The sequence below is a fragment of the uncultured Acetatifactor sp. genome, assembly GCF_948601915.1.
Classification (GTDB): Bacteria; Bacillota; Clostridia; order Lachnospirales; family Lachnospiraceae; genus Acetatifactor.
Window position 1 is genome coordinate 1 of sequence record NZ_CAPDXS010000115.1, and the last position, 17,600, is coordinate 17,600.

19 protein-coding genes are annotated in these 17,600 nt (G+C 58.2%); 2 read left to right on the forward strand and 17 right to left on the reverse strand.

Translation table 11 applies throughout. The annotated features are described in order from the left end of the window. Positions 1-296: 296 nt before the first annotated feature. The 8 genes from Q2B33_RS17500 to Q2B33_RS17535 form a co-directional block, all read right to left on the reverse strand. Positions 297-1,172 carry a YitT family protein gene (locus Q2B33_RS17500; protein WP_300573234.1) on the reverse strand — a complete coding sequence of 292 codons (876 nt, stop codon included), beginning with the start codon at positions 1,170-1,172 and terminating at the stop codon, positions 297-299. A 1-nt stretch (position 1,173) separates the two neighbouring features. Further along, positions 1,174-1,494: a thioredoxin gene (gene trxA / locus Q2B33_RS17505; protein WP_300573237.1), complete on the reverse strand. Its 321-nt coding sequence runs from the start codon at positions 1,492-1,494 to the stop codon at positions 1,174-1,176. A 4-nt stretch (positions 1,495-1,498) separates the two neighbouring features. Further along, positions 1,499-1,672, reverse strand: a complete 174-nt coding sequence (locus Q2B33_RS17510; RefSeq protein WP_300573240.1) for a hypothetical protein — start codon at positions 1,670-1,672, stop codon at positions 1,499-1,501. A 19-nt stretch (positions 1,673-1,691) separates the two neighbouring features. Further along, positions 1,692-2,342, reverse strand: a complete 651-nt coding sequence (trmB, locus tag Q2B33_RS17515; RefSeq protein ID WP_300573243.1) for a tRNA (guanosine(46)-N7)-methyltransferase TrmB — start codon at positions 2,340-2,342, stop codon at positions 1,692-1,694. A gap of 69 nt (positions 2,343-2,411) precedes the next feature. Further along, on the reverse strand, positions 2,412-2,858 hold the full coding sequence (locus Q2B33_RS17520) for a DUF3021 domain-containing protein (protein WP_300573248.1): 447 nt from the start codon (positions 2,856-2,858) through the stop codon (positions 2,412-2,414). 19 nt (positions 2,859-2,877) lie between these two features. Next, complete coding sequence (locus tag Q2B33_RS17525; protein ID WP_296461131.1) at positions 2,878-3,315, reverse strand: LytTR family DNA-binding domain-containing protein; 438 nt, start codon at positions 3,313-3,315, stop codon at positions 2,878-2,880. A gap of 65 nt (positions 3,316-3,380) precedes the next feature. After that, a complete protein-coding gene (locus tag Q2B33_RS17530) occupies positions 3,381-4,289 on the reverse strand; it encodes an ABC transporter permease (protein ID WP_300573252.1) in 909 nt (302 codons plus the stop codon). Further along, positions 4,286-5,257, reverse strand: coding sequence for an ABC transporter ATP-binding protein (locus tag Q2B33_RS17535; protein WP_300573255.1), 972 nt, complete (start codon positions 5,255-5,257; stop codon positions 4,286-4,288). The genes Q2B33_RS17530 and Q2B33_RS17535 overlap by 4 nt, the downstream gene beginning before the upstream one ends. Positions 5,258-5,510: 253 nt before the next feature. Here Q2B33_RS17535 and Q2B33_RS17540 point away from each other — a divergent pair, with 253 nt between their 5' ends. Further along, on the forward strand, positions 5,511-6,989 hold the full coding sequence (locus Q2B33_RS17540; protein WP_300573258.1) for a D-alanyl-D-alanine carboxypeptidase family protein: 1,479 nt from the start codon (positions 5,511-5,513) through the stop codon (positions 6,987-6,989). On the opposite strand, the gene Q2B33_RS17545 is transcribed toward Q2B33_RS17540, so the two are convergent. The 6 genes from Q2B33_RS17545 to gmd all read right to left on the reverse strand — a co-directional run bounded on the left by Q2B33_RS17545 (position 6,990) and on the right by gmd (position 13,794). Continuing rightward, positions 6,990-8,099: a 3'-5' exonuclease gene (locus Q2B33_RS17545; RefSeq protein WP_300573261.1), complete on the reverse strand. Its 1,110-nt coding sequence runs from the start codon at positions 8,097-8,099 to the stop codon at positions 6,990-6,992. It lies immediately after the preceding gene. 54 nt (positions 8,100-8,153) lie between these two features. Further along, positions 8,154-9,026, reverse strand: coding sequence for an alpha/beta hydrolase (locus Q2B33_RS17550; protein WP_300573264.1), 873 nt, complete (start codon positions 9,024-9,026; stop codon positions 8,154-8,156). Between the two features lie 183 nt (positions 9,027-9,209). Then, positions 9,210-10,643 carry a proline--tRNA ligase gene (gene proS / locus Q2B33_RS17555; protein ID WP_300573266.1) on the reverse strand — a complete coding sequence of 478 codons (1,434 nt, stop codon included), beginning with the start codon at positions 10,641-10,643 and terminating at the stop codon, positions 9,210-9,212. Positions 10,644-11,275: 632 nt separating this feature from the next. Next, complete coding sequence (locus Q2B33_RS17560) at positions 11,276-12,217, reverse strand: GDP-L-fucose synthase (RefSeq protein ID WP_334305368.1); 942 nt, start codon at positions 12,215-12,217, stop codon at positions 11,276-11,278. Between the two features lie 104 nt (positions 12,218-12,321). Continuing rightward, positions 12,322-12,531 (reverse strand): hypothetical protein, encoded by a 210-nt coding sequence (locus Q2B33_RS17565; protein WP_296461108.1) that lies wholly within the window; start codon positions 12,529-12,531, stop codon positions 12,322-12,324. A 204-nt stretch (positions 12,532-12,735) separates the two neighbouring features. After that, positions 12,736-13,794, reverse strand: a complete 1,059-nt coding sequence (gene gmd, locus Q2B33_RS17570; RefSeq protein WP_300573274.1) for a GDP-mannose 4,6-dehydratase — start codon at positions 13,792-13,794, stop codon at positions 12,736-12,738. Between the two features lie 188 nt (positions 13,795-13,982). Between gmd and Q2B33_RS17575 the strand changes: the two genes are divergently transcribed. After that, positions 13,983-14,846, forward strand: coding sequence for an AraC family transcriptional regulator (locus tag Q2B33_RS17575; RefSeq protein WP_300573277.1), 864 nt, complete (start codon positions 13,983-13,985; stop codon positions 14,844-14,846). Between the two features lie 15 nt (positions 14,847-14,861). Here the strand turns inward: Q2B33_RS17575 and Q2B33_RS17580 are convergent, their stop codons facing one another. The 3 genes from Q2B33_RS17580 to Q2B33_RS17590 all read right to left on the reverse strand — a co-directional run. Beyond that, positions 14,862-16,466, reverse strand: a complete 1,605-nt coding sequence (locus Q2B33_RS17580) for an AAA-like domain-containing protein (RefSeq protein WP_300573280.1) — start codon at positions 16,464-16,466, stop codon at positions 14,862-14,864. A 27-nt stretch (positions 16,467-16,493) separates the two neighbouring features. Then, complete coding sequence (locus Q2B33_RS17585; protein WP_300573283.1) at positions 16,494-16,847, reverse strand: hypothetical protein; 354 nt, start codon at positions 16,845-16,847, stop codon at positions 16,494-16,496. A 152-nt stretch (positions 16,848-16,999) separates the two neighbouring features. Further along, positions 17,000-17,600 (reverse strand): DUF1576 domain-containing protein (locus Q2B33_RS17590; protein ID WP_300914128.1); only part of this gene is annotated, 601 nt, incomplete at its 5' end.

Consider the following 17,600-nt stretch of genomic DNA (forward strand, 5'->3'; position numbering starts at 1 on the left):
CCGGGCGGATTCGGGACTTGCACCCGTTGGAAACGTGCGCCGCCGGGCGCACGACAGAGAAAACCTCCGCAGGCGGCTGCCCCGGAGGTTTTTATCTACATCATGCACTTCCCCACATGCCGCCAGCGGCAATGCCGTTCCTAACGGCACAAACAATCTCTGCAAGACCGGAAGAATGCCCATGCATTTTGGGCATTCTTCTGTGTGAGACCGGCTTGCAAAGCGAATTCATTCGCTTGCAAGCCCAGAAGTTCTTGGGCGACATCCTTTGGCGCCCTAGAACTTCTTCTCACACTTTACAGCTTCTTCAGGAAATTCCCGTCTATGGTCACGCCCTCATTGATCACGATGAACGCGTTAGGATCGTACTTGTGCACCACAGCCTTGAGCCTGGACACCTCGTACTTGGACAGGGTGATGTAGAGCATGTGGGACTGCTCGTAAGTATAGGCCCCCAAGGTCGTCCACTTGGTAAGGCCCCTGCCAATCTCCTCCATGATCGCCTTCTCCAGATCCACATTGTTCAGCTTGGTGATGATATTGGCCTCCACGTTGATGTTCTGGATATGTACCTTGTCTATGGCCAGGGAATGCACCGAGGCGAAGATCACGGAGTACACCACGATCTCAATGTCGAACAGGAAAAGGCAGATGATGTACAGGGACAGATTCACGATCAGGTACACCTTCCCCACGCTGAAGTCCCGCCGCCACTTGGTGAGCAGCACGCCCACCACGTCCAGCCCGCCGCCGGAGGACGCCATCCGCAGGATGATGCCGATTCCGGCGCCGGAAACGATGCCTCCCACCACGCAGGCCGCCACGGTATCGTCCACCACCTGCACGATGGGCACCACGGACAAAAACACCGTCATGGCCGTGACGGTGACCAGGGTCTTCGCGAAGAACTTCCGCCCCATCCTGGTAAAGGCGATGATGAAGATGGGCACATTGATGATGTAGTAGATGATACCCGCGATGTCGAAGCTGTGGAAATTCATGTGCAGATATTCCACCAGCAGCGTCCTGATCACCTGGCAGATGCCCATGAGCCCGCCCGAATACAACTGGGCGGGCACCACGAACAGGTTCACGCCGATGGCGTACATCAGTGATGCCACGATGCAGGCCAGCGTCCTCTTCCCCTCATATACCATGTTCTCTCTGCTCATATCACGCCAGCACCTGCTCAATCTTTGCCTGGAAATCCGCCGCCGACATGGCGCCCACATAGTTGGCCACAGGCTTTCCCCCCTTGAAGACCACGAAGGCCGGGATGCTGGAGATGCGGTAAGTCTGGGCTAACTGCATATTTTCGTCGATATTGCATTTCCCCACCTTGAGCCGCCCCTCAAAGGCCTCCGCCATCCTGGCCACCACCGGACCCATCATCCTGCAGGGATTGCACCAGTCCGCATAGAAGTCCACCAGCACGGGCTCGGATGCCTGCAGTACCTCCGCGTCGAAATTGTCCGCCGTAAATTTGTATTCCATGATTCTACCTCTTTTCTGCACCCTTCCGGTGCGCCGTTATCATCTTCCTGACTGTCTTCCGCACCGCAGGCCTGCCCGCCGTCTGCCCCCCAGCCGCCTCCGCCCGGGCTGTTCTATGGGATTTCCCCTTCGCCTGTCCCGGAATCTCCGCGCTGTCCCGCGAACCTTCCTCCCGCATATGGACATCCCGATTCCGTTCACTGCCCGGGACGGGAGATGTACTTGCAGATAGGGTTCCCCAGACATGAGAACTTCTCCTCGTACTCCGTCATCACGTTCCCCTCCATCAGACGCGGATCGCTGTGGAGGTCATAGGTCACCTGGTCGGCCGCCCACCCCGCGGGCGAAAGCTCCTCCAGGGCGAAATCGAACAGCTCCCTGTTGTCCGTCTTGAACTCCAGCCTGCTGCCAGGCTTCAAAATCACACGGAAGCGGGCCAGGAACTGGCGGGAGGGGAGCCTTCGCTTGGCATGCCTGTCCTTGGGCCAGGGATCAGAGAAGTTCAGGTAGATCCTGTCCACCTCCCCCGCCCCGAAGACCTTCCCGATGTCCTCCGCGTCCATCCGTAGGAACTTCAGGTTCGGCAGCTCCTCCGCCTCCATCTTGTGGACGGCCCGAATCAGGACGCTGGAGTATTTCTCGATGCCCACGTAGTTGATGTGGGGATGTCCCTTAGCCATAGTATGGATGAATTTCCCCTTTCCCATACCGATTTCGATGTGGATAGGATTTCCATTTCCGAACATCTCTCTCCATCTGCCGGGGCACTGGCACATCAGCGCCTCCGGCACCACATAAGGGCTCCCGGCAATCGCCTCCCTGGAGCCCGTAATATTGCGCAGCCTCATCTCCTATACTCCCTGTCAGGAATCTTCTGTTCCTTCTAACTATAAATGTACTGTAAAATCGGATGCTTGTCAATCCATGATTTCACCCTTTGCCTTTTTCTCCTGGTATTCCCTGAGCCTTTCGTTCATCCGCTTCGCCTCCTCCGCCCTCTGTGCCCAGGTGACGGCCGATACCAGGGCGAAGATCAGGGCTATAGTGATGAGCATGGCTGCTATGCTCTGGATCCGGTCGATCCGGTACCAGTGGAACCAGAAGCCTGCCCCCAGCACGATTCCGTTGATCAGAAGGTAGTGGATCAGGGTGCGGATTCCCATCTCCGCCTTTCCTAATGTCCTGTCCCAGGGATAGATCAGGCAGGTCAGGGCGCACAGGGCGGACACCGCCGGAATCTGCCACAGGACAGCCGTCTCCACCGTGTCGGTGGGCTCCAGGATCGTGGTGAACGCCGCCACGGCAATCACCACGCAGGCCGTCACCCTGGAAAACGCATTGAATAGAAACCGTATTTTTCTCATATCGCTCCTCCGCGCGGGCCTATAATCCCAGTTTTTCCTTCAGAACCGGCACATACTGCCGGGAGACGATCAGCTTCTCCCCGTTTTTCATGGCCGCCTCAAAGCGTCCGTTGAAGGCGGGGCTCAGGCTCTCCACCTTGGCCAGGTTGATCACCGTAGACTTGGAGGCCCGGAAGAAATCTGTGCCAGCCAGCCGCTCCTCCAGCTCGTACAGCTTCAGCTTCGTCTCGTAGACTTCCTTTTCCAGATAGGCGAACACCCTGTTGTCCACGGCCTCAAAATAGTAGACCGCGGACGGCAGTATCCGAAACAGCCGCTCCTGCCTGGAGACGGTGAGCTTCTCCCGCCCCGCCCGCAGGGCGTACACCAGCTTCAGGAGCTGCTCGTCCATGCCTCTGCACCGGATGACAATCTCCTCTTCTTCTCCCTCCGGCAAATCCTGTATCGTAATCTTCATTCCCGTCCCCCTGACTCGCATCTGCCCCCAAAACATCCCTGCCCGGGGCTTTCGGCCGCCTTCTCTCAGCGCAGCTTCCTGCGCCTGCTCAGGGCCGCTCCGGCCACAATGGCTATTATAGCATAAAGCAGCAGGATCAGCACCTGTTCTCCCGGGGAAAATTTATGCTCCCCTGCCATGACGCTGATTCCCATGGCCTCCCGGAAGATATCCTCCGCCCCCTGGGGCATTCCCGCAAAGGTTTCCACGATGGCCTCCTCCGTGCAGACCTCCCGCATCATGGACGCGCCGTGGAGCACGGGCAGGCACTTCAGGGCTGACTGTACCGGGGCGGACAGAGAATCCATGGGCAGATAGATCCCTCCCACGAAGCCCACCAGCGTGCCGACGATCGTCAGCAGGCCGCTCCAGGCGCTGCTGTTGTGGACGGACAGCGCGAACAGGTACGCAATTGTGGCGAAGACGAAGGTGTTCAGGGCAATCATGCCCCCAAGCGCAAGCACGCTCCCCGCCCCCAGCAGCCCGTATCCCCGGAGGGCGAAATACCCCTCCCCCGCCGCCAGGGTCAGCAGACACATCCCCGTCCCCACCAGCCATGCGGACAGGATATAGCCCAGGGAGAGCTTCAGCCTGCTCACCGGCGTCACATAGAACGCCGCCAGCCGCTTCTCCGTCTCGTCCTGCACCATGATCCCCGTCACCGTGAGGGTCACCGTCACCGCATTGACCACCAGGATCCCCGCCAGGGTCCAGAGCTGGATCAGATAGGCCGCATTCCTTTCATCCGCCGCCAGATCCCTCTCCCCACCCCATTCCGAGAGCAGGTCCACCAGAGTCTGGCTGTTCATCCGCCCCAGGAATATCACCATCAGCGCCAGCACAATGAGCATGGACAGCAGCGAGAAGAACACTGCGGAGCGCTCCCTTAAGAACAGCAGGCTGTTCCTTTTTACCAGATATCCGATTTCCTTCATGATTCTCCCCCCTGTTTTTCCAGTGCTTTACCTGTTATGTTCAAAAATACGTCATCCATGGAGCCCTGTACCAGTTCGAAGCCCTGGAGGCAGTGCTCCGCCTCCCGGAGAATCGGGATGGCGGCCAGGCTATCCTGCAGGGTCACCACGAATGTCCCCCCATCGGCTTCTTCCGCCGCCAGGCAGCCCTCCTTTCCTCCCACGCCGCCAGGGGCCCCCCGGTGCCTGGCCAGAAGCTCCGCCATCTCCCCGCGCTTCCCCTCCCTGGGGACCAGCAGGAGCCGGTCTCTGGCAAAGCGCTCCTTCAGCGAAAAGGGCGTTCCCGTCTCCCGAATCTTTCCACTGTCCATGACGGCGATATGGGTGGCCCGGGCGGCCTCCTCCATGTAGTGGGTGGTCAGGAAGACGGTGACCCCTTCCTGGCGCAGCTCCTCCAGGCTCTCCCAGACCGTCTGTCTGGTGGCTGGATCCAGCCCGGTGGTGGGTTCGTCCAGGAACAGGAGCCTGGGCGTGTTCACCAGGGCGGCCCCGATTTCGCAGCGCCGCTTCTGCCCCCCGGAGAGATGCTCATACCGTCTGCCGAACAGCGGCAAAAGCCCCAGCTTCTCGCCCACTCTGCCTATGCTTTCCTTAAGCCTCCCGCCCTTCAGGCCGTACAGGGAGCCCCTGACGGTCAGGTTCTCCTGTACGGTCAGCTTGTTGTCCAGGCAGTTGTTCTGCCATACCACCCCGATCTGGCGCCGGATGGCTTCATCCTCCCTGCCCAGCCTGTGCCCGCAGACCGCCGCCTCCCCTGCCGTGGGTGCCAGCAGGGTGCACAGCATGTTGATGGTGGTGGACTTCCCCGCTCCGTTCACCCCCAGGAAGCCGAACAGCTCCCCCTGCTCCACCTGGAAGTCGATGCCGTCCACCGCCTTGACCTGCTGGAAAGTTTTTTTGAGTCCGCTGACCTTTATGACCGGTTCCATATCGTCTCCTCCTGTCTGCCCGTTTCTGTACTTATAGGAAAGCATAAAAGGGCGCTCCGTGCAAGCAATCGGCGGTGAGCTGCGTTTTTTCGCCCTTAAGTTGCATGTACCGCAATTTCTCCCTTTGGTTTTTGAGGAGAATGGTGTATAATAGAATCTATACTGCACACACAAGATACTATTATCCAAAACCTATAATGGGAGCATGATGCAGGAATCTTTAGATGTGAATGAATAGATGCGAGGTTGACAGATGTCCGCTAAACTTTTCCATAAATATATCCGGCTTTTCGCTGCCGTCCTCTGCGCCGGCAGTCTGGCCCTGGCCCCTGCCCTCCCTGTGGAGGCCCAGGCCCCTTCCGCCGCGGAGCTGCTTCTTGCAGCCAACCGCGCCCTGCCCGTCCAGTCCAACGAGGTGCCCAACTGGCCCGCTGGCCCTGTGGTGGGGGCGGAGTCCGCCATTTTGATGGAGCTCCAGACAGGCACCATCCTCTATGCGAAGAATATCCACCAGCGGGAATACCCCGCCAGCACCACCAAGATCCTCACCACCCTGATTGCCGCGGAGCGGTGCCAGATGGATGAGATCGTGACATTTTCCCACGATGCTGTCTTCGACACGCCCTGGGACAGCAGCCACATCGCCATGGACGTGGGGCAGGAACTGACCATGGAGCAGTGCCTGAACGCCATCCTGATCCGCTCCGCCAATGAGGTGTGCTATGCGGTGGCGGAGCACATCACGGGCACCACGGACTGGCAGGTCTTCTCGGACATCATGAATGAGCGGGCCGGGGAGCTGGGCTGCCTGAACACCCATTTCATCAACCCTAACGGCCTGCCGGACGAGGACCATTATACCACGGCCTATGACCTGGCCATGATCGGCAGGGCCTTCTTCGCCAACGAGATGCTGTGCAAAATCACCCTGTCCCCCCGGATCGACTTCCCGGCTACGGACAAGCTGCCCCAGGGGAAGCTGGAGAACAACCACATGGAGATTATCCCCGGCGGAACCTATGCCTATGAATACATCGTGGGCTGCAAGACCGGCTACACGGACGATGCCAGGAGCTGCCTGGTGTCCTGCGCGGAGAAGGACGGACTGAAGCTGATCTGCGTGGTGATGCGGGACGAGGCCCCCAACCACTACGAGGACACCATCTCTCTCTTCGAGTACGGCTTCTCCAATTTCGAGCGGGTGAACGTGGCTCAGACGGAGACGAAATACAATATCGACAACACCGGGCTATTCTACAGCGGCAACGACATCTTCGGCAGCTCCCGGCCCTTCCTTTCCTTAAATAAAGAGGATTTCATCGTCCTGCCCCGGACGATTCCCTTCGAGGAGGTCTCTTCCTCCATCTCCTACGAGGCGGCGGATGAGAGCCAGGCGGCGGTAATCTCCTATTCTTATCAGGAGGTGCCCTTGGGCACCGTCCGGGTGGATTTCAACGCGGACAGCCAGGAGCCCAGTATCTTTGATATGGAAGGGGAGGAGGGGGCCGCCGCGCCCGACCAAAATGGCGGCGACGATTCTGTCATATTCGTCAATGTGAGGTTTCTTCTCATAGGCGCCGCCGTACTGGCAGGTCTGCTGCTTCTATGGCTCATCGTCCACCTGATCCTCAAGAACTATAATTTCTCTCCCCGGAGCGGCAGACGGGGATGGCGGAAGCGCAACCGCCACAGAAGGCGTGGCTCCAGAAAACACAGAGGCCCTGACTTCTAGTCATGGCCTCTCCTTTGTCCCGCGGCTTTTCCTTTGGACCCGCTTCCTGTGCACATCGCTTGCATGCTCCCTGCGGGCCTTCAGCGCCTCCGCGTCCTCGTCCGAAATCAGCTTCGTAGTCTTTACCACATAGACCTTCCCGGCGGGGGATTTCCGAATCCTGATCTTCCCCTTCAGGTAGCCGTGCTTCTCGCAGTAGGCCAGGCAGACGTAATGCTTCCCTCCCGGCGAAAACCACCTAATCTTCTTGCGCAGGTTCCTGCGGCAGAGGTAGCATTTGCTGGATGCCACCTCCCTGTCCTCCAGAGCCTCCTCCTTGGTGTCGAATTCCCTGGAAATGTATTTTGCGTAATTGTCGAACTGTACCTTCAGCTCGGATTTCCTGTCCTTCGGCGGGTGGAACACATCGTAGGAGAGGTTCCGCAGCGCCGCGGGCTTCTCCGCCAGAATCCTGGCCAGGATCTTCGCCGTGTAATGGGCGTCGGCAAAGGCCCTGTGGAAGGGGATGTCCTTCTCCAGCTCCAGGAAGTCCACGGCGTATTCCAGGGATTTCCTGCTCTTCCCGTCCTCATAGGCGATGCTGAACAGCTTCTGCACGTCCAGGTAGGCCAGGGGGCCGTCCGCCAGTGGCTCCATGTGATAGTGCTCCATGTTCCGCTGCAGCTCCGTCAGATCCGCGCTGCCCCAGCTGCAGAAGCGGTACTCCTCCTCCCCGCACCAGGCAAAGAACGCCTCCGCCACCTCGGGAAAGGGCCGGCCTTTCTTCAGCTCCTTCATCCGCAGATGAATCAGGCGGCCGGTGGCCTGATTCATCTCATGGTACACAGACGGCCTGATGAGCTGGTTGAATTCTCCTGCCCTTTCTATGAGGAACGCGCCGTTGCCTACGCCTCCGTCTTCTTTCTTCGTACTCCGATCCTTTACAGGTCCTCCGCCGCTGCCGGAATTCCCGTCCCCGGCAGGGCTGCCGCCGTCGCCCGGCTGTCCGCAGGGGACGGTGTGCAGCTTCACCGCGCCGATCTCTATGATTTCAAAGGGAATGGCAGGCACCTCGTGTTCCGTGATCCCGTTTGCCTGGTTCCATTCCAGATCCAATACCACATAGTTCATCCAGATTCCTTCCCACGGCTGCGAAGCTCTCTGTCCTGCTTCCAAAAATAAGCCTTAAGCGGAGGCCTCAGCCGTTCTTATGCCATATTGCGCCTCAATCCAGGTGTGGGCCAGGGCAATCCAGGAAGCGCACTCCTCCTGGATGGCAGTGCCCCCCTGTCCCTGGGTGAGCTGGTTGGCAAGGGACAGCCCGTGGCCGCCCACAGGGTACACATGGAGCTCCGAGGGCACTTTTGCCCGGCACATCCCGTTTACGAACATAACCGAATTCTCCACCGGCACACAGTCGTCCGTATAGGTGTGCCAGAGGAATGTGGGAGGCGTGTCGCCGCTCACCTGGTTCTCCAAAGACAGCGCCTCCACCGCGGGTGCCCCCAGCAGAGCGGAGATCTCCGCCTCGCTGTCCCCGATCAGATTTTCGAAGGAGCCTCTGTGGGCGTATTCGCCGGAGGTGATGACAGGATAGCACAGAATCAGGCCGTCGGGCCTCCAATGCCTGCGGTCGCCTCCCTCCGCGCCCAATGCCTTCGCCAGGAAATCCCTGTTCCAGAACACGCCCAGGGACGCCACCAGGTGGCCTCCGGCGGAGCAGCCCAGCACGATGATCTGCTCGGGGTTCACATGCCACTCCTCTGCATGCTCCCTGATCAGGCCCACGCTCCAGGCCAGCTCGCACAGGGCCATGGGGAACACCGCGGGTGCCACGGAATAGCGCAGCACGGCCGCATGGTATCCCATGGCCAGGAACTGCAGGGCCAGCGGCTCCGCCTCCCGGTCCGAGGTCATGGCGTATCCGCCGCCGGGGCAGACCAGCACCAGAGGCCTGGTCGCGATGCCGATCTCCGCGGAATCGTCCTGGATGTAGGTGACCAGCTTCGCACAGGGCTGGGAACCGGGCAGTTCTATTTTGTAGGTCTCATTTTTCATATTCTCTTTCTCTCCTCAATCCTCTCCTGAATCAATATGGCGGCGCTCGCCGGACCTGTTCCCCATCCGCCCGGATATGCTCCATGGCTTTTATGTCCGCACAGCCATGGCTACCGGCGTACACAGACTACGAGGCTGTGCATGGGCGATGGGGCTCCGGCATATGCGCCCCGGTCCTGGTATTTAATAAGCCCTGCCCCAGTACACCATCTTCTTGGCGGGCCTGCCGCAGCACACGCAGGTGTCCGCGATATGCTCCTGTTCGAAGGGCATGCAGCGGCTGGTGACGCTGAGCTTTTCCTTGATCACGTTCTCACATGCCTCGTCCCCGCACCACATAGCCTTGACGAAGCCAGATCTCTCGTTGAATATCTTCTCGAACTCCTCCATGCCCACGGCCGTGAAGGTGTTCTCCTCCCGATGGGCCCTGGCGCGCTCCAGCATCTCCCGCTGAATGGTGTCCAGCAGTCCGCCCACCTCTGCCTCCAGCTCGTCTAAGCTCACCTCAATCTTCTCACGGGTGTCCCTGCGGACGAGGACGCACTTTCCGGCCTCTATGTCCTTGGGGCCGATCTCGATGCGGACAGGGTAGCCGCGCATCTCCGCCTCGGCAAACTTCCAGCCAGGGCTCTTGTCCGTGTCGTCCACCTTCACCCGGAAGCCGCCCTTCAGCCTGTCCCGGAGCTCGTAGGCTTTCTCCAACACCCCTTCCTTCTTCTGCTGAATGGGCACGATGCACACCTGCATGGGGGCTACCTTAGGAGGCATCACCAGGCCCTCGTTGTCGCCGTGCACCATGATGATGCCGCCGATCAGACGGGTGCTCAATCCCCAGGAGGTCTGATGGACGTATTTCAATGTGTTGTCCCTGTCCGCAAACTGGATGCCGAAGGCTTTGGCGAAGCCGTCCCCGAAGTTGTGGCTGGTGCCGGACTGCAGGGCCTTGCCGTCGTGCATCAGGGCCTCGATGGTGTAGGTGGCGACGGCTCCGGCGAATTTCTCCTTATCGGTCTTGCGCCCTTTTATCACCGGTATGGCGAGCACCTCCTCGCAGAAGTCCGCGTATACGTTCAGCATCCGGATGGTCCTCTCCTGGGCCTCTTCCTCCGTGGCATGGGCGGTATGGCCCTCCTGCCAGAGGAATTCCCGGGAGCGCAGGAAGGGCCTGGTCTCCTTCTCCCAGCGCACCACCGAGCACCACTGGTTGTAGACCCTGGGGAGGTCACGGTAGGAGTGGACGTCGTTTTTATAGAAATCGCAGAACAGGGTCTCCGAGGTGGGGCGCACGCAGAGCCGCTCCTGGAGGGGCTGCAAGCCGCCGTGGGTCACCCAGGCCACCTCCGGGGCGAAGCCCTCTACGTGGTCTTTTTCTTTCTGCAGCAGGGACTCCGGGATGAACATGGGGAGGTAGACGTTCTCCACCCCTGCGGCCTTGAAGCGCTCGTCAAGCTGCCTCTGGATCAGCTCCCATATCGCGTAGCCCGCGGGCTTGATCACCATGCATCCCTTTACGGAGGTGTAGTCGATCAGCTCCGCTTTCTTTACCACATCCGTGTACCACTGGGCGAAATCCACGTCCATGGATGTAATCTCTTCTACCATTTTCTTGTCTGCCATTTTTCTTTCCTCCTGATTCATGACAATAGAAAGCCTGCTTTCTATTGTACCAGTTCCGCAGCTGCCCTGTCAGTACCAGTTACTGCACAGGGTTTCCGGCCGCAAGGACATGCGTCCGTTCATCCTATGGGCACTCATCCGGGCAGATGCTGTTTTCCAGTTCCGCAGCGAATTTTCACGCTGCCTGGGATGTTGCCGCACAAAAAACGCCGGACTTCCATCCCACAAGGGACCGAAAATCCGGCGGTACCACCCTAATTGACGCAAATGCGCCCATCTCTCATGCCCTTAACGCAGGCCTGCGCCGCACTTTCGCCCGCTGCGGGCTTTTTGTCCTCCCACAGGCCTCGCGCGGAGCTCCGAGGCAGGTTCCAGCTCCTCCGCATAAGGGCCTCCCAGCCGCATGCCTTCACCGCCCTCCGCAATGCGGATCGGACATGCCACGCCCTCTCTCTGGAATGCTTCCGAAAGCTGTACTATCCCTCTTCACAGCCACTCTATATGGATAGGATTATAGTGCAGGAAATGGGGGTTTGTCAAGGAGAAAATCGCTTCCGGAGCGAATCCAGTCTTACCCAACCTAAAACAACTGCCGAAACCAAAAACGTTCCGACAGTTGCTGCACCAGTGCACTATCGCTCCGCCCGCATGGGATTGCTCAGGAAATCCTCATAGGACAGCCGGATGCCCTCCTCCAGCTCCGTGCGGTAAGTCCAGCCTAACCCCGTGGCCTTGGACACGTCCAGGAGCTTTCTGGGGGTGCCGTTTGGCTTGCTGGCATCCCAGCGGATCTCCCCGGTGTAGCCGATGACCTTCGCCACCAGCTCGGTGAGCGCTTTGATGGTCAGCTCCTTGCCGGTGCCTGCGTTGACGGTCTCGTTGCCGCTGTAATGGTTCATGAGGAACACGCACAGGTTGGCCAGGTCGTCCACGTAGAGGAATTCCCGCAGGGGCGAGCCGTCCCCCCAGCAGGTGACGTATGGAAGCCCCTGCTCCTTTGCCTCGTGGAACCGCCTTATCAGCGCGGGCAGCACATGGCTGTGGGTGGGATGGTAGTTGTCATTGGGGCCGTATAAATTCGTGGGCATGACAGAGATGTAGTCCGTCCCGTACTGGCGGTTCAGGAACTCACAGTATTTCAGCCCGGAAATCTTGGCCAGGGCATAGGCCTCGTTGGTCTTCTCGAGCTCGCTTGTCAGCAGGCAGCTCTCCGGCATGGGCTGGGGGGCCATCCGGGGATAGATGCAGGAGGAGCCCAGGAATTCCAGTTTTTTGCAGCCGTTCTGCCAGGCGCTGTGGATGACGTTCATCTCCAGGGTCATGTTGAACCACATGAAGTCCGCCAAAGCCTCCTGGTTGGCCACGATGCCCCCCACTTTCGCCGCCGCCAGGAACACGTACTCCGGCTTTTCCGCGGCGAAGAAGTCCTCCACCTGCTGCTGGCGGCACAGGTCCAGCTCACTGTGGGTGCGCGTGATGATATTTTCGTAGCCCTGGCGCCGCAGCTCCCGGAGGATGGCGGAGCCCACCATGCCCCGGTGCCCGGCCACGTAGATTTTCGCGTTTTTTTCCATCATAATGCCTTTCTGTTCTAATGTCTTACTCTTCTTACATCCTCTTTTTCAAAAAAGTTTCCGCTGAGCCAATCATTCTCGGGCGGAAAATCGTTTTGGTAATATTACAGATAAATCACATCCGGCCTGTATAGTCGGTCTACTATCTCATCCACGCTGATGCCATTTCCGGCCATTATCGTTCCGATGACCTGGCAGTTCGGGATACTTGCTGAAATTTCTTCCAACCACAGGCTCACCTCATCGTCATCGCCAAGACCCTGACGGATTTTCTCCACTCGTTCCTTTATCTCATCCCTGGTCAATTTTTTCATAAGATTTCCTTCACGAATTCCGATATGGCCGCCGCGGCACTCCCCCGAAAAGGCCAGGTTGCAGAGCCCCGCGGCATGTGCCCCGATGCATGAATCCTTGAGCAATCAGCACTCGCTGTCCACCCCAGTGCTGCGTTGTCGTCCTCCGCCTTGTCCTGGTGCGGCCATCAAGCACTGATCACTCGGGAATCATGCACCGGTGCACTAGCGGCAGCCTGCCATATACACGGCCTTCTCCCGTCTGGCCAGAATCCTGTCATGCTCTGCCATGATCTCTATCAGCCGTTCATAGCTGGTGGCCTGGGGATTCCATCCCAGCACAGTCCTCGCCTTGGTGGGGTCGCCCAACAGGTTGTCCACATCGGTGGGCCGGAACCACTGGGGATTCACGCAGACTAACATCTTGCCTGTGGCGACGTCATACCCCTTCTCCTCCAGGCCGCTTCCCTCCCAGCGGATAGTGATGCCGTTGGCGGCGAAGGCCTTCTCCGTGAAGTCCCGCACCGTGTGCTGGACGCCCGTGGCGATGACGAAGTCCTCCGGCTTGTCCTGCTGGAGAATCAGCCACATGCATTCCACATAGTCCCTGGCATAGCCCCAGTCCCTCTTGGACTCCAGGTTCCCCAGCTCCAGATGGTCCTGCACCCCCTCGGCGATGCGGCCGGCGGCCAAAGTGATCTTGCGGGTGACGAAGTTCTCGCCACGGCGCTCGGACTCATGGTTGAACAGGATGCCGTTGGCGGCGAACATGCCGTAGGCCTCTCTGTATTCCTTCACGATCCAGAAGCCGTACTGCTTGGCCACGGCGTAAGGGCTGTAGGGGTGGAAGGGCGTGGTCTCGCTCTGGGGCACCTCCTCCACCTTGCCGTAGAGCTCGGAGGTGGATGCCTGGTAAATCTTCGTCTTTCCAATCAGCCCCAGGATGCGCACCGCCTCCAAAATGCGCAGCACGCCGATGGCGTCCACGTCCCCGGAATACTCCGGCACGTCGAAGCTCACCTGCACATGGCTCTGGGCCGCCAGGTTATAGATCTCGTCCGGCTGGACGATATTGATGACGCGAATCAGGGAGGAGGAATCCGACAGATCGCCCTCGTGGAGGGTGATCGATCTGGCCGCGATCAGGTGGTCAATGCGGGCTGTATTGGGCAGGGAGGCCCGGCGGATGATGCCGTGCACCGCATAGCCCTTCTCTAAGAGGAACTCTGCCAGGTAGGATCCGTCCTGTCCGGTGATGCCTGTGATCAGTGCTGTCTTTCCCATATTTATCTGCTCCTTTCGGGGTCTGTGCTTTCAGGGCGCCGTATCCTGCGCCCAGTCTGTCCCATTATTATATGGAAAATCCCCTGCCTTTACAATTCAGGATATTGCGGGAGTCTTGTACAATCTTGACTTTTGTGATAGACTTATTTCCGGCACCCTGTCACGAAGCCGCTTACAGGAGGACAGCTATGGATCACATGTTCCAGGGAACTTCCGTCCAGTCCAACCGCATCATATACACAGCCTCCCCCTTTGCCAAGGCCAACCTCCTCTACCTGCAGGAGGCCGGGGAGCTGCGCGCCCTGAAGCCCCATGTCAACAGCCGCCAGGGGCTGCGCTCTTTCCTGTTCTTCCTGGTGGCGGCAGGCTCTGGAAAGCTGGTCTACGAGGGCCAGACCTACCCCCTCCTGCCCGGAGACTGCGCTTTCATCGATTGCAGGAAGCCCTATGCGCAGAGCTCGTCTGAAGACAATCTGTGGTCATTGAAATGGATTCATTTCTATGGTTCCAGTATGGGCGGAATCTACGAAAAATATGTCCAGAGGGGCGGCGGGCCTGTGATTGCCCAGGGAGACGGCACCTCCGCTTTCTCCGGCCTGCTCACCGAGCTCCTGGCCCTGGCGGGCTCGGAGGACTATATCCGGGACATGCGCATCAATGAGAAGATCACCTGCCTCCTGACCTGTGTCATGGCCCAGAGCTGGCACCCGGAGAACCGCTCCCAGACCTCCTCGAAAAAGCAGTCCCTCCAGTACGTCAAATCCTATCTGGAGGAACACTATCAGGAGCATATCACCTTGGACCAACTGGCAGGCCAGTTCTATATCAACAAATTCTACCTCTCCCGCACCTTCCGGGAGCAGTTCGGCGTCACGGTGCTGGGATACCTGGACCAGCTCCGCGTCACCCGCGCCAAGCGGCTGCTGCGCTTCTCGGACCTCACCGTGGAGGCCGTGGGCCGGGAGGTGGGCATCCCGGAGCCCGGGTACTTCAGCCGGGTGTTCAAGAAGGTGGAGGGGGTGGCGCCGGGGGAGTACCGGAGGATGTGGTAGATTATATAAGCTTCATCATACCATAGCTTCAATCAGCATCTTGTCTCCGACCGCAATCTCCCGGACGCCGACCTGCTTGCTCTTATTGAAATTAAAACTCACCATATAGCCTTTGTTCTGATTATAGTCATTCAGATATCCCACCAACTGCTCCTCCCCACGGCGGTTATATTCTTCCCCGTGCCAGAGCTTCATCTCAATCACATACTGCTCGCCGCGGTAATCCACGATTACATCTGTCCGCCGTAAGTCCCTGGTCCTGGATTCCACATAGTAGTTTCCTGTCCCATTGATAATAGGGCGCAGGTAGAGCAGAAAGTATTTCCTTCCTTCTTCCTCCAAGAAGGAATCGCCCCTGTCCCCATACAGTTCAGAGAAATGCAGAACGAACTTCTCCAGGACCCGCCTCATATTCAGGCGGCCATTCGTCACGAACTGGTTCCTGTCCTGCATGGACAGCTTATAAATATCCAGTCCTCTCACCTCGGCATTCGAAAGGAAGTAGTTATACAGCCATGTGTCAAAAATGCGGTTCGCTATCACAAGCATTCCGTTCCGGTCTGCAACAAATCCGAACATGGTCGCGATGCTGATTGCAGGCTCATAAAAATTGTATGTGATATTCTTTCCGGTAAACAATAGAGCCTTCAACATGGCCTCGAGTTCCGGATAGCTTATCAGTTTTTCGCTCAGGGACTCAAAAAGGGTATTCCTCTCCGAAAGGAGCATGCGCAACGCTTCCAGGAATCCCCTTTCCGTCCATGCCGCGTCCTTTGTGCCATATTCACCCCGGCAGGATACCACCTCATCAAGCATCTGGCATAGCCTGGACACCAGAAAAGGATATCCCGCCGTGTACTCCTGGAGCATTCCCGCCATCCTGCCGATATCCATCCCTGTATTGAAATCTTCCTCGTATTCACAGAGCATCCCCGCTATCCCCTGCTGGGAAAGGCTCATGTCCACATTAAAATCAGCAGCGATGTTCCATGGACTGTTTACCTTCAGCCCATCCTCCGGGCACAGCTTCCTCTTCAGGTTCTTTACGTCATACACCCCGGAGAGAATCACGGACCGGAAGGATGGCTGCGCAGCCCGCCGTATATAAAGGGCCCGAAGCTGTGCGAGGAAATCCAGAAAAACCTGATTGTTGCTCGCGGTATCGACCTCATCTATCATCAATACAATCGGTTTGTCAGATGCACCACAGATATCGCCCAAATATTCAAAAAGCGTCTTTAAGGACAAAAACGGATCCCTGCCCTCAGCCTGCTTCCTGAGCTCACCAATCATATCTTTCAATGGATTCGGCATAATCGGAACCGCTCTTTTCAATATCCTTACAAAGGAGCTGCTGAATGAAAGGGCAAAGGTATTTTCATTGCTGAATTCTGCATTCCCAAAGGTCTGGAAATCCATGGACACGACATAGTATTCCTTTTGCAGAAAACGCTCGAGCGCCAGCAATGTCGTGGTCTTTCCGTACTGTCTGGCTCTGTGGATCGTAAAATATTTTCCGGCGTCCACCAGTTCCTTTATCTCTTTCAAACGCGCATGAATGTCCACCATATAATGCTCTTCCGGTATGCACGCACCAGTCACATTAAATGTTTTCGCCACCTTCGCACCTCCCTTCCAGCACTTCCCCTACTCCCGCAGCTCCTTATACAAAGTCAGATCCACAAAGCCGTCCTGCACCCTGACCTCCGCCCGGTCCACCATCATGCCCACCAGCATCAGCTGGCTGGTCTGCCCATGGTTCCCGCTGCCCGCCAGCTCCCAGTAGATGTCCTCGATGCCGTCGTTTCGCTGCTCGCTGAGGCATTTTTCCATCTCCCTGAGCTTTTCCTCACAGCCCGGGCGATAGTCCGCGCGGAAGTTTATCTTTCCCACACTGCCCTCGATCTCCACATGGGAGCTGATGTTCCCGGCCCCGACCTCCAGGAAGAACATGGTCAGCTCCGCTGTGATCCTTACGATTTTCCTCTGTTCCTCAAGCATTTTCCTTCTCTCCTTTTAAAGTCGCTGCACGACAGCGCTAAAGGGTCAAGTCCCTTCAGCGCACTCCCAGGAGAGAAAATTTCTTGCAAAAGTACACTCATGAAATTTTCTCTCATGCGCTTTCGCGACTTGACCGTCCATATGAAAGGTTTTCAGACGCGTTTATGATCTCCAGCCGGGCGCTTCCGCCGCTCGTATTCCATCAGGATGCTCTCTATGACGGGCACCATGATGATGGCCACCCAGCCCGCGCTGAAGCCGTTGTTGTACAGGTTCAGCCCTCCGTACATCTGGGAGGTGCACATGACGATGGCCGTGTGGAGCATGCCGGCCAGGATTCCGGGCACTATGCCGAAGCGGCCCGCGATGGGCGCCAGCCCCACCGCAAAGACGGAAGCCAGCTGCACGCCGGGCGTGGTGAGCGAAAAGCGGTTCAGGAAAGTGGACAGGAACACGCCGCCAAGCACCGGCAGATAGTTGCGCACATGGGCACCGAAGGCGGAGAAGCCGAAGGCCGTCAGGACAGCGCCCACCACCGGCCCGGAGAGGTCGCCCCCTACCAGACAGATGTAGGTGGTGCAGAGCGCCCCCATAAGGGCCATGTTCATCAGCGTGTTCCCCTCGCCCTCCATGAGGACGAAATCCGCCACCGCCCGGCCCGGATGCTTCCACACTTTCCCTATGCCCTTCCATTTCCACCCGCTTAGGTACAGCCCATACAGAAAAGTCAGCAAAAAATACCCATACAGCCCC